Source organism: Cupriavidus sp. FW305-3-2-15-C-LB2, assembly GCF_058787575.1.
Genome location: NZ_JBYSZW010000015.1, coordinates 38,722 through 51,859, shown reverse-complemented (window position 1 = coordinate 51,859; position 13,138 = coordinate 38,722). Strand labels below are relative to the sequence as shown.

Sequence of the window (13,138 nt, the reverse complement as noted above, 5' to 3'; positions counted from 1 at the left end):
ATGAACTGACAAGCCACTGCATGTGTGCTCCCTCTCCCCATGCGGGGAGAGGGAGCACACCGCCGCAAGAGTTCAAGTCTCAACGAACCACTCAACGATGGCGCCCACCCAGAGGCGCCGTGCCCCCTGCGCCAAAGGAGACCACCATGGACGCGCGACAACTGGAAACCATCCAGAACCACCCCGATTTCATCCGGCTGACCAACGGGCGGACCCGCCTGGGCTGGTCGCTGACGCTGGTCATGCTGGCGATCTACTTCGGCTTTATCCTGCTGCTGGCGTTCTCGCCGGCCACGCTCGGCACACCGCTCGGCGCGGGTGTGATGACGGTGGGCATTCCCGTCGGCGTGGCGGTGATCGTCTCGGCCGTGCTGCTGACCGGGATCTACGTGTACCGGGCCAACCGCGACCTGGATCCGCTCAACGAACGCGTGCGCAAGGAGTGCCGGGCATGAAACCCGCCAACCGTTACCTGTGCGCGGCCCTGCTCGGGCTTGCCAGCATGGCCGCCGCGGCGGCCCCCGCCATCCAGGGCGATGCCGCGCCGCGGCCGCTGAACTGGAGCGCCATCGTGATGTTCCTGCTGTTCGTGCTGTTCACGCTCGGCATTACCCGCTGGGCCGCGCGCCGCACGCGCTCGGCATCCGACTTCTATGCCGCCGGAGGCGGGCTGAGCGGCTTCCAGAACGGCCTGGCCATCGCCGGCGACATGGTCTCGGCTGCCTCCTTCCTCGGCATCTCCGCGATGATGTTCGACAAGGGCTATGACGGGCTGATCTACGCGCTGGGCGTGGTGGCGGGCTGGCCGATCATCCTGTTCATCGTCGCCGAACGGCTGCGCAACCTTGGCCGCTATACCTTTGCCGACGTGGTGTCATACCGGCTGGCGCAGAAGCCGGTGCGGATCACCGCCGCCTGCGGCACGCTGACGGTGGTGATCATGTACCTGGTGGCGCAGATGGTCGGCGCCGGCAAGCTGATCGAGCTGCTGTTCGGCACCAGCTATGAGTCCGCCGTGGTGATCGTCGGCCTGTTGATGGTGCTGTATGTGATGTTCGGCGGCATGCTGGCCACCACCTGGGTGCAGATCATCAAGGCCGCGCTGCTGCTGGGCGGCGTGACCTTCATGGCGGTGATGGTGGTGGCGTACTTCGGCTTCAGCCCGGAAGCCATGTTCGCCGGCGCGGCGAAGGTGCATGACAAGGGGCTGGCGATCCTGTCTCCGGGCGGGCTGGTGTCCAATCCCATCGATGCGATCTCGCTGGGGGTGGGCATGATGTTCGGCACCGCGGGCCTGCCGCACATCCTGATGCGCTTCTTCACGGTGGCAGACGCCCGCGAGGCGCGCAAGTCCGTGCTCTACGCCACCGGCTTCATCGGCTACTTCTACGTGCTGATCCTGGTGGTGGGCTTCGGTGCGATCGTGATGGTGGGCGCGGATCCGGCCTACCGCGACGCGGCCGGCAAGATCATCGGCGGCAGCAATATGGTGGCGGTGCACCTGTCGCACGCGATCGGCGGCGATCTCTTCCTGGGCTTTATCTCGGCGGTGGCGTTCGCGACCATCCTCGCGGTGGTGGCGGGCCTGGCCCTGTCGGGCGCTTCCGCGGTCTCGCATGACCTGTACGCCAACGTGTTCCGCCGCGGGCAGGCCAACGAGAAGGACGAGATCCGGGTGTCCAAGGCGGCCACCCTGGTGATCGGCGTGCTGGCCATGGTGCTGGGCGTGATGTTCGAGAAGCAGAACATCGCCTTCCTGTCCGGCCTGGTGCTGGCGATCGCGGCCTCGGTCAACTTCCCGGTGCTGTTCCTGTCGATGTTCTGGAAAGGCCTGACCACGCGCGGCGCCGTGGCCGGCAGCCTGGCCGGGCTGGTGTCAGCGGTGGCGCTGCTGGTGCTGGGCCCGACGGTCTGGGTGGGCATCCTGCATCATGACAAGGCGATCTTCCCGTACGCCAACCCGGCGCTGTTCTCGATGACGCTGGCCTTCGCCAGCGCCTGGCTGGCGTCGGTGCTGGACCGCTCCACCCAGGCCAGCACCGAGCGCCAGCGCTATGGTGCGCAGTTCGTGCGTGCGATGACCGGGATCGGGGCTGCCGGGGCGAGCCAGCATTGATCCGGGGGGCAGGGCCGCGTAGCAGCAACGCTATTCGGTCAGTGGTTTCTGCGGCAGCCGCGCCGGCGGGCGCGGCTCTTCCCCGGTAATGGCGGTGAACTCGCCGCGGGTAAGGTTCTGCTTGTCGCCATTCGACAGGTGCAGGACTGCATAGACGTCGCCTTCCTCCTCCGGCAACACCCGCACGCTGATAATGTGGTCGGGGTTGAGAAAGAAGCCCGGCCTCAGCTCGATAAGATGCCCGGGCATGCTCTGCTGAGGCGGCGGAGTCTTCGCCGCTCGCGCAGCGGAGCCGTGCCCTCGGCGTGGGAGGTCCGTGTTTTCATCAGGTGGGGGCTTCTTCTCCATTTGCCAACTCCTGCTATGGCCCGGGCACGGGCATTACTTCAACAGATCGTCATGCAGTCGCCGTCGCAAGCCGGCAGCTTCGGCAAGCAGCGTTCCGGCGGACCGGCCTCGTACGAGCACACCAGATAGGCACGGTGTACCACACCGGCGTCTTCCGGAAACAGGAAGTCGCCGATCACGACCGGTCTCTCGTCGCTCAGGTACGGGAACGGGTACTCGATCACACCATGGAAGAGGCACGGCCAATCCTCGCTGGCCACGCAGGTCAGGAAGAAGCGGTCGCAGCACGCTTCGCCGTCGTCCTCGCATGTGCAGTCGCGATCTGGCACGAACTCGATCTCATGGTTGCGCGCGCCGCTGCAGCCTTGGGCCTCGAACCACAGTTCGACGCGGCGCATGCGCACCGGCCGCTGGCCCGGCAGGTACGGGAACATGCCGCGGCTCATGCGCAGCGTGAGCGCACGCGTGCAGCCGGGCATTTCTGCCGCCGGCACGGCTGCCTTGAACCGCTGCCACGCATCGGCGAAGTCCTGCTTCCAGTCAAAGAAGCGCAGCCCCGCGCCGGGCAGCAGGCAGGACGCGGCGGCCCAGCTTGCCTTGCGCAGCAGCGCTCCGCCTTCGCGAGCGGTGTAGCTCAACTGGACGATCAGGTCGCTTACCGTGTCAATGTCGAACGCGTTGGTCTCGATGGGCAGCTCGATGCGCCAGCGGCTGACCGCCCCGGCGTATTCGAACGGCAGGTAGCGCTCGTCGCGGAAATTGAGCTCGAACAGCCCCGAGTCGTTCTGCCCGGTGGAAGTTGCGATCGCTTCGGTTGCGCCATAGCGCTTCACGATGCGCGGATCATCCCTGGTCGCCTCGTAGCGCCGGCGCTCGCAGCAGCCGCAGGTGCATTCGCCAGGGCAGCAGTCTTCGACGTCGAGCAGCGTGGGCTCGATGCGGGTCGCGCTGCTCAGCAGCGTCAGCTTGCAGTGCACGCCCGTGTAAGGGCCCACGACAGAGGGGATGGTCAGGCTGACGCTCTTGACGCGGCGCAGGTAGTGTCCGGGGTATTCGCGGTCGAGGCGCCATTCGGGAATCTCGATCTCGCACATGCCTGTCGCCTTCAGCTGCAGGAACGCGAGCGGAAAATCAATCCGCAGCGACAGCCGCGTCACCAGCTCCTGCTCGCGCCGGTTCTGGTCGTAGTACGCCTTTTCCATTGCGCGCAGCGACGTCGACAGCCGCTCGCCGGCCAGCAGGCCTTCGTGCAGACCGTCCCAGATATCCGGTGGCAGTTGCGTCTGCGTGGTCAGCTCGCGTTCCAGCTGGAACGCGCGTTGTGCCTGGCGTGCCCAGCACCAGGCGATCTCGAACATCTGGTGGTGCAGCGCCGCTGTCTCCTGCTGCAGGAACAGGTAGAGCGCGTGATTGGTGAACTTGTCGCGCAGGAAGTCCTGCAGCTCCGCCGCCTGCTGCTTCTGCTGCACCAGGTTGTTCAACTGGCGCAGCGCCACGCCGCGGCGCCGCTCGGCGCCAAGGATCTGCCGCTCGATCTGCTGGATCTCGATATCGAGCACCGTGACCTGGAGGATCCAGTCCGCCTCGCGACGGTCCCATCCACCCTCGGTCAGTGCCAGGCCGGCCTGCGTGCCGTTGATATCGGCAACCGTGTAGAGAATCCTGGCGGCCGCGGCGAACGCGTGGGCCAGCTTGGTGCCGATCGGCATCTGGAACACCGACACCGGGGTGGACGCGATCCCGGCAACGCCGGTCGTATTGTCCGGAATCAGGTTCATGACCTGGCCGACACCTTCCACGATGTTGCCGGCGGCGCGCGTGGTCATGGAAACGCCGGTCAGGTTCTGGTAGGCCTGCTCCTTCGGGATCAACCCATTCGCGATCAGGTCGCTGTAATATTGCCGCCGCGCCTGCGCCCCCTGCTTGGTCTTCTGCAGTGCCTGCACCTGCCAGTCCGCTTCGCGGAATTCCATGCGGCGGATCTCCTCGGTCAGGTTGAGGAGCTGGCGTTCGTGCGCGGCACGCATGGCCGCGAGGAACTCGGCATCCCCTTTCTCGAATGCGGCCTGCAGCTCGGCGCCAAACGTGCGGACCTCGTTCGCCGTCTCCACCGCGCGCTGGATGAGGAAGGGGAAGCGGTACGGGCTGGGCGGACAGCAGCAGCCGTCGTCGTCAAGGCAGTTCGCGGCCGCGGTCTTCCATCCGCGCCGCACCGGATTGTCGCCCCAATATGAGGTATCCAGATTGGGGACGCCGCCCGCCAGCCGCGCCTTCGTCAGGCAGCGGTGCAGGGCGTCCAGCTGGTCGGCGACGCGGTCGTAGATCTCCATCAGGCGCGGGTTGAGCGGGGCGAACCGCGGGATAAACGCGGTTACCGTCTGCGCTTTGGCGCCATCATCCTGGCCGAAGATCGTGCGCGGCCGCTCGCCGAGGAATCTCGAGAGCGTGTCGAGGCGCAGCCGCGCCATGGCGTAGCCCTCGGGGGAATGCCGGCACATTGCCGCCTGCGCATGCTGAAGCAGCGTCTCGAGATACGCCAGGACGACGCTTCGCTGCCGGGACGCAAGCTCCGTCCTCACCAGTGTGTCGCAGCACGGATCCTGGCCGGTGCGCATGCGGCCGCGCGTCGACGCCGCCGCGCGCGGGGTCGATGCTGCGGCAATGCCGCGGCCAGCGGGCTGTGGGGGATTGGCCGGGGTATTCGGATTTGGCTCGTTCGAGCCACCGGGAACGTTGGTCCCGGGGATCGTCCCGGTCGACGGCGGCTGCGGCGTGCGGCAGGTCGCCCAGCGCAGGTCCTTGTCGCCAGGCGCGAAGTAGAGCTCGTACCATTTCAGGGCTGCCTCGAAGCGGCAGTGGGCGCGCAGCGTTCCGGCGACCGTCATCGCGGTCGAGTAGAGCGAAGGCTCAAGCGGGGCGCCGGAGGTGAAATAGACGAAGAACGGATATGCCTGCAGCAATGGAGCGAGCGGTGCCGGCGCCAGGGGCGTCGCGATCACCTCGGGCGTTACGACGGCGGTATCCGGCGTAATGTCGTAGCGGAAGCCCCACGGCGACGGGTCCGTATGGCCCGGCGGGAGCGCCGCCGCGTTCGTGATCCGGAACCGAAGGGAGTCAACCTCGCGGCCCAGGAATTCGAGCTGTGGCTCGCCGCCGGCAGGATTGACATGCGCGCCGTCGTCGGTGATGCGCGGGGTCTGGAATTCTCCGTTATGCACGCGGCACCATGCGAGCTTCACCATCGGCCGCGGCGGCCAGGCCAGCAGCTGCGGCAGGCGGTCACGGCGATGCCAGTCCGAGGTCATGTCGGGCGGCACGACACCCCAGTCCGGGTCCTGGAACAAGGATGGATCGGCGGGATTCAGAACACCCGGATCGTAGTACTCGGAGTTCACCAGCCAGAAGTAGTACTCGTCCATGACCGGCGCATGCACGCGTCCGCACTCGGCACAGCACACCGAGCCCGACGTCTCCGGCAGCATGAACGCCGACGTGGCGGGCGGCTCCCCGGCAGCGGCAATGCGCAGGAACCGCGTGCCGAGGCGGACCGCCGCATGCAGCCAGAGCGGAAGCTGCGGAGACTCAGCGCCGGGCGGTGTTCCTGTGGACGCGTTGGCAGGCACCGTAGCGGCGAGCATGCCGCGAGCGGCCCCCGGGACATTGTTCGTCGTGCCCGGGGTCGGGCCGGCAGACAGCTGGAGCTGCGACGGCGCCAGCCAGCTGGGTCTCGCGTGGCGCTCGGGCCGCCCCATCAGCCCGAGGTTCTCGGGCTGCGGCACCTGCTTCAGATGCGACGGGTCGCGATGCTGCAGCGCGGTCAGTGACGGATGGGCCGGCCAGTAGGGTCCGGGCCAGTACTCCATGCCGCCGGGTTGCGGCGCGGTCAAGGTGGCGCGCCGCAATTCGGATTCGAGGAAGCGGAACGCTTCGGCCTGGAGCGCGCGTTCGTGCTCGGTCCACTCGACGTAGTTCTCCTGGTACAGCGTGCGGCGGCGGCAGGCCTGCCAGATGTGGAAGGTCACAAAAAGCCTGTCCCATGCCGACGCAAACGCCGGGGTCACCACGAAGGTCGGCTCCTGCGCCAGGCGTGCGCGTTCCACGAACGACTGCACCGCCGTAACCGCCTCTTCAATGCGGCTGATCTTCTGGCAAATGCCAGCATCGACGTCGACCAGCAACAACGCGCTGAGATCCTTCGCCGACGTCGCGAACCCGCCTGGCACAAACGGAAGCGGGACCCGGTTCATTCCGGTGAGATACGCGACCAGCGCGGTGCGTCCCCGCTCGCGCAGCAGGTTGTTGAGGTGCTCGATGTCGGCGTAACGCAGCGGGTTGCCGCGCTCGATCATGCCGTCGCGGTAGAACCTTGTCAGGTTCGCGTTGCCGCTGGCCATTGCCGCCGGCGCGCTCGCTGCCCAGGCATCGGGCTGTGCCTGGGCGAGGTCGAGCGGAACGAACGCCTTCAGCAGCCGCCTCACCCACGACGCGGCGTGCCAGACGCGGATTGCCCAGCGATCGTCCGACAGCCTGGCCCAATCGACGGATACGCCGTCGTGGAATTCGAGGACAAGCGCGGCATGATCCATGTCGACGCCAAGGTCCATCAGCAGCGGCACGGGATCGGCGGGCTGCTGGTTCGACGCCTCGACGAAGCAGAGCCACGCGAGGCGCTCAGCCCGTTGCTGGACCGCCCGCCGCATCACCGTGTAGTCATGGACGCGCTCGAACCAGTCGAAGAGCGCCTGCCGGCGCTTGACCGACGGCGTCGCGCGCTGGTCGAGCGGCGCCGGTGGCTTGCGCTCCGGATCGCCATTGTAGGTGTCGCCGACCGGCAGGAAATTGAAGTCCAGATACGCGCGGTGCGATGTATACGGGGTGCCGGGAACGTAGGTGAAGCCGGCAAACAGGCCTGGCGACGACAGCATGTACTCGGCCTCGGAAACGTTTGCCCGCGCCACCAGGCGTGCCGACAGTCGCAGCCGGTGGCAGAACAGCAGCGCCTTGAATGCGCGCTGGTAGGTGCGGCGGATGTCGCGCAGGCTGCTGGTGTACTGCAGGGCCAGATACGCCTTTGCCGACGGCACCGCCGCCTGCGCGCTGGTCAGCTCACCCGGTGAGACGTCGCGATACAGGCGCTCGGCCGGCAGCTCCGCAATGCAGTCATCGGTGTCCGGGCCCTGGTACTTCACCGTGAAGCCGGTGCGGGCGCGCGCCAGCTCCTGCTTCTCGTCGAACTCGGGTGGCGATTCCTCGAAGTCGATATCGATGAAGTAGGCGCCGCGCTTCAGATGCAGCGGGCCGGACGCACGGTCCGCCGCCGGCTCGTCCGCCCAACCGTAGTTCAGCAGTCGGAACGTCTTCTGGCCGCGCCGCAGATTGACGCGCCATTTGTTGTGGCTGCACGCCTCGAAATCGGGTGCATCGCAGTCCGGTGCCGGTGCGCCGGCGAAGAATGTGTACGTGCCCGATGTCTCGACGATGAGCACGCCGGTCCAGCGTGCGGTGTAGCCTTCGGCGCCCGCCAGCGGCTGCCCGTCTGACTCGCGGATCGCCAGGCCGTTGCGCAATACGGCGAACTTCAGTGCCGCCGGCGGCAGCGTGAAATCCAGGTCCGGCACGACCCCGGGAAGCGGCGCATTCCAGGCGTTGCCCGCCTGCGAGAACGCCGTCATCGGTCCGCGCAGTTCGGGCCATGAACTCCCGCTCGCGCCTTTCACCTCACCGAGCAGTCCGGTGCCGGTAAGGCCGGTCAGGGCGGCAAAGGCACCGCCCGCTGGCAACGGCCATGAGAAGCTGGCGGGCGGCTTGCCGTTATCCTGCTCCCACGCCGACGCTGCCTTGTTCTCGTCGCCGAGCAGGCGGAGAAGGATCAGCCACGCCAGATCGGCTTCCGCGTCGGTGCCGTCGGAGGCGTAGCCCACATGCGCGGCAAGGTGCTCCGCGACGATGTGCGCGCGGCGTGAGAACTCCACGAACGCGCAGCGGAAGTATTCCCAGCGCCGGGTCTCATCCGCTTCCTGGACCAGCGCTTGTTCAGCGGCGGCGAGGCTGGGGAACAGGAACGAGAACCGCGCGAGCTCGGCACGCGGGGCGAAGTACAATTGTTGCACCGCCTTGCGCTCGGCGTCCGTCAACTGTTCGATCGCATTAAGCTTGAACAGCACGTCCTGGTCGAGGAGCGGCAGGGACGTCGCCAATTCCTTGGCGACGGCATCGTACTGGAACGGTCCGGGATGCGGGTGGTTCCACATGCTCGCGACGGTGGCCCCGAGGGCTGAGCGATACTGGCGCGCCTGCGGACTGACCGGAAATCCCGCGTCAGCAAGCATTCCTGGGAAGAAATGCTCCCCAAGCTCGCGCAGCGGATCGGTGCCCGGCGCAGGCTCGTACCCGAAGTCGGTCCGCATCGCGGTGACGAGAGCGGTCCAGGTCAGCGCGGCGATTTCCTCTTCCGTTGCGTGGACGTCCAGCAGCTTGCGCCGCAGGCACCACAGGTCGTGCGGATGCCCTTCCTCCGGGAAGTCGAACGGCTGATCGAGCGCTTCGTTCTTGTCCTGCTGGCAGAAGGGATCGTCGCCGTCGAGATGCTGGTCGACCGAGAACAGGTACAGCAGCTCGCCGGTGGTGAACCACGAGCCATAGACCTTGGCCAGGATTTCCGTGAAGCGCAGGGTGCCCGACGGTTGTGCATTCCACGGCCTCGCGACCGGATCGAAGCCGCTCAGCAGCGACAGCGTGTCGAGGTTGTCGCGCAGGATCTTGATGAACTCGGGCGGACGATGGCGGCGGTGGCTGCCCGGACGCCGGCCGGGCGCGTGCTCGCGCTCGGCGCGGTCCTCGATACGCCCGAGCAGATGGTCCACGGCCCAGTCGAACGACGCGGCGGGCGCGGCGGCCCACAGGCCAAGCAGGCGTGTGCGAGCCGATCCGGTTGCGTCCGGTGCCGCGTCCGGGTCGGTGCCCAGCGCGAGCCGCCAGTCGTCTCGCAGGATCTGGAAGGCGGCCAGCTGGCGGATGAACACCGGGTTGACGTTCGCACCCTGGAACAGGCCGAGCACCAGACTGATGTCGCGCAGATCCGCAAAGCTGTAGCCCGCGCCGGGCAGGCACCTGAGCGATCGCCACAGGCGGATGAAGACGATCAGCCGCCGCAGCGCATCTTCAGGCGCCTGCGGATTGACGAACTGGATGACGAGATCTTCCGGGCAGCACGGTTCGCAATCCGGGAATCCGGCATTCGGCGTCGTCCCCGTGGCGCCCGTGGTTCGCCCGGCAGCGGTCCCTGACGCGGCCGGTTGCCGTTCAAACTCGACAAACCTGGCTTTCCAAAGCTCGAGGAACTCGCAGTAATCCAGCCCTGTGCGCCTGAGGAACTCCGGCACATGCACGACGATCGACTTCCAGTCGACCCCGTTGATCGTGGCCGACGGGAAGCCGTACATCTTGAGCAGGTCGGCCGGGCCGATTGGATCGACGTACAGCGACTGGTACTCGTCCGGGGACAGGCGCAGGTACTCGATTGCCAGCTCGATCCGCACCGGATACCGCCACAGATGCTTCTGGAAGTCCGCCGCCTCCTGCTTCGCGTCGATCGCGAACTCGGTGATCTCTTCGCGGAACGCGCGCATGGTCGCGAACCGCGACGTTCCCATGCCGCACAGGTACGTGCGCGAAATGTCGAGCGGCTGCGAGTAGGGCAGCAGCGGCGAGGAAAAATCGCCGGCGAGCTTCACATAGGCGCCGGGCTTCTTCACTGGCGTTGCCGGCGTCGAATGCTCCGGCAGCGCGGCGAACAGGGTATTCGGCGCGTGCCCGGTGCCGTCGTCCGCGTCGGCGGGTCTTAGCGCGTGCCCGCCCAGCGTCGTGGCGCTGGTGTCATAGACGACGCCAGGAGCGCCATTGTCGGCGAGGTCCTCGAGGTTCTCATTGACGATATCGATCAGCGGCAGCGTGGTGTGGACGTTTGCGGCGGTGGCGTGAAGGCTGCCGAGCGCACCACGGCGCGGCGCGACCAGGTCGGCGAGCGTGGCGCCGGTTGCCGCCGGATGCTCGCATGTGGCGCCGATGCCGGTCGCGAGCAGATCCTGCAGATACGTCACCGGCCCGAGCGGCGAAAGGTGCCATGGCGGGATGCAGTTGATGAGCGATCCGTCCGGATTGACTGGCGTGAACGGACCGGGAAGCGCCGGCGGTGCAGCGCCCGTCGCGCCGCCGGCCGCGGCCTGGATTGCCGCGGCAAATGGATAGGCCACCGTTCCCGTCAGCGCGTACTCGAACTCGGCGGCCGACAGCGCCTGGATTTGCGCCCGCGAGGTGAATCCGCGCGCGTAGAGCGCTTCGAGCAAGGAGAACTGCAGCGCCGCCGGCCCGACACCGGTGGTCGCGCGCAGCAGCTCGTCGATGGTCTTGAGCGCGTCAAGCAGCCACGCCTGCGCGGCCGCATCGCTGGGGAACACGGCCTGCAGCGCGTTCACGATGGCGGGCGCGCCCCAGTTCGCCACCGGAAATGCAAAGCCGGGGGCGGCCGCGAGGAACGCAGCGAAGGGATCGCCGGCGGCGAGCGGAATCGACTGCGCGTTTGCGATCGCGCCCACAGACGGCGCCGGCGCGATCGACAGCACTTCAAAATACTTCCGCAACTGGCGGATGAACGCCTCGACCCGCTCCGCGGGCGTGCCAGGGTTGGTGAAGTCCGGAAGCAGGCCAACGTTGGCGGGGAGGAAGAAGGCGTGCCACTGCTGGACCGTGCGTGCCTTGAGCTGGGCCACGTTGGCGACCGGGATGCCCTTGATCGCGGCGATCAGCGCGGCCGATGCCGGCGTGACCGCAGTCTGCTGCGTGATGACGGCGAGCACCAGGTCGAGGTGCCCGGGTACCAGCGCGGCCGGGAACGGGCTCGGTTGCCAGAACGGGTCGATCGACGGCACCATCTGGGCCAGCCATGCCGTGACCAGCGCGTTCACGTTGGCGTTGAGCGGACAGAGCGGGGCGCGCTGCACGCGGCCCCGGCCGATTGCGGCGAGCCGGCGCGCCGCGTTTTCGGGCGTCGTGGCCGGGGCGGCGATGATATTGGCGTCCAGCGCGGCCTTGATGGACGCAACGATGCGCGATTCGTCATCGTCGGTGGCCATCCGGTAGCGCTCCTGGGCGGTGACGTTCGTCGCCAGGACCGCCGAGAGCGCATAGAAGTATTCGGCAGGAACCTGGAAATCCAGGACCAGCCCGCCATCGTTCACGATCACGACGTCTGCCCGACGGAACGTTGCGCCCGGGGCCGGCGGAGGGCCGGGTTCCACCGGGAAGCGCAGGCCAACGCGTCCGGGGTTCGCGCTCTGCTGTCCGGACCACACCGCGGCTGACGCGGCGAAGACGTACTGCGCCAGGCGATCCGCGTTGGCGTTCTGTAGTGCGTAATACCCGAGCAGGCTGGCTTCATACTGCTTCCGGTCCATGTCCGCCTTGTCGCGCTCGTCGGCGCTCCACGACGTGTCGGTCGGCGGGCGCGTATACATGTCCTCGAGCCGGCGGTTGTTCGGCCGCTCAGGCGGAGGCGCGATCTGGCGGTTCCAGATGATCTCGCGCGAGACCTGGCGCGACTGCGCCGCGGTCAGCGGGCTCCGGTTGGCGAGCGTGGCGCCGCCGCCCGGGTCCTGCGCCAGCACCTTGTTGATCGCATTGCGCAGCGGCACGAACTTGGGCGGCGTGCCGTCGGGCGGCAGCTCTACGAAGGCGGCATTCGGATCGAGCGCGACCGCGGGGTCCGGCAGCGTCAGCACGACTGCGGGGGGGGCGACACCGATGTAGGTCAGCGGATTGCTGGAGATCGGTGCGTTGGGCTCGACCTTCACGTTGAAGTCGAGCCGCTCGTAGGCAACGAGTTGCGTGCCCTGCTTGATCTCGAGGCGCAGATCGGTCGTGTTGAACTCCGCCGCGGGCGGGTTCAGCTCGATGATCGCCGTCGCCACCGCTTCAAGGCGTACGTCCGGGAATGGCGGGGCGGGCAATGGGTTCACCTGCACCGGATATACGGAGAAGTGCTGCACGATCCGCTGGTTGGCGGGATTGAATGCCGGGCCAACCGCATTGATGCCCGTATTCGGGATCCAGGCGCCCTGTGCCTGCCCGACCAGCGTGCCATCGGTGGAGTTGCCGAACGACAGGTCGAACGCACGGATCGTCAGGTTGTTGAGATAGCTCGTGAAACTGGCGCCGCTGGTCGGCTTCATTGGCACGAGGCGGACGAGGATGACTTGTGGCATGACGCATTCCCCCTATAACACTTCACCGATCCGCGTGTTCCGCAGAACGTCACGGCGAAGCCGTATTCGTTTGGGGCCCGGAGCCCCACAGCATTTGCCAAGCGCGGTCGACCAGAGGCACAGCAAGGCGCTCAGCAAGGGCCCTGAGTTGATGTAGTGGGCTTGGAGGGGGAGGCCAGACCGCTATCGCCGGACCCAGACTAAAGTCCGGCAGTTCGTTTGATGGTCCAGCAAACGGATCAACGAGGCCTGCCTTGGGGATGTTGCCCGGTTCAGAACCAATGAAAGTCTTGCCCGGTCCTATGCCGATGCCTGCCCCCTCGGGCAGCCAGGTGAGCAGCGCGCCCGGCAGCAGGATGGAGAAAAAGTCCATCGGGCCGATAAAGAACTCGCGAGGAACTGGTTTCATACATTT

At 67.1% G+C, this 13,138-nt stretch carries 5 protein-coding genes; 2 read left to right on the top strand and 3 right to left on the bottom strand.

Annotated elements, in window-relative coordinates:
* Positions 1 to 146: 146 nt before the first annotated feature.
* Complete coding sequence (locus tag AC3WRR_RS13500; RefSeq protein ID WP_010809327.1) at positions 147 to 455, top strand: DUF485 domain-containing protein; 309 nt, start codon at positions 147 to 149, stop codon at positions 453 to 455.
* A complete protein-coding gene (locus AC3WRR_RS13495; RefSeq protein WP_492297224.1) occupies positions 452 to 2,116 on the top strand; it encodes a cation acetate symporter in 1,665 nt (554 codons plus the stop codon). The genes AC3WRR_RS13500 and AC3WRR_RS13495 overlap by 4 nt, the downstream gene beginning before the upstream one ends.
* Before the next feature lie 30 nt (positions 2,117 to 2,146).
* Here AC3WRR_RS13495 and AC3WRR_RS13490 read toward each other — a convergent pair whose 3' ends face one another.
* The 3 genes from AC3WRR_RS13490 to AC3WRR_RS13480 are packed head-to-tail and all read right to left on the bottom strand — an operon-like array spanning position 2,147 to position 13,132.
* Complete coding sequence (locus AC3WRR_RS13490; RefSeq protein ID WP_011617180.1) at positions 2,147 to 2,464, bottom strand: hypothetical protein; 318 nt, start codon at positions 2,462 to 2,464, stop codon at positions 2,147 to 2,149.
* A gap of 38 nt (positions 2,465 to 2,502) precedes the next feature.
* Complete coding sequence (locus AC3WRR_RS13485) at positions 2,503 to 12,723, bottom strand: Tc toxin subunit A-related protein (RefSeq protein WP_492297222.1); 10,221 nt, start codon at positions 12,721 to 12,723, stop codon at positions 2,503 to 2,505.
* A gap of 49 nt (positions 12,724 to 12,772) precedes the next feature.
* Positions 12,773 to 13,132: a hypothetical protein gene (locus AC3WRR_RS13480; protein WP_136227862.1), complete on the bottom strand. Its 360-nt coding sequence runs from the start codon at positions 13,130 to 13,132 to the stop codon at positions 12,773 to 12,775.
* Between the last annotated feature and the right edge of the window lie 6 nt (positions 13,133 to 13,138).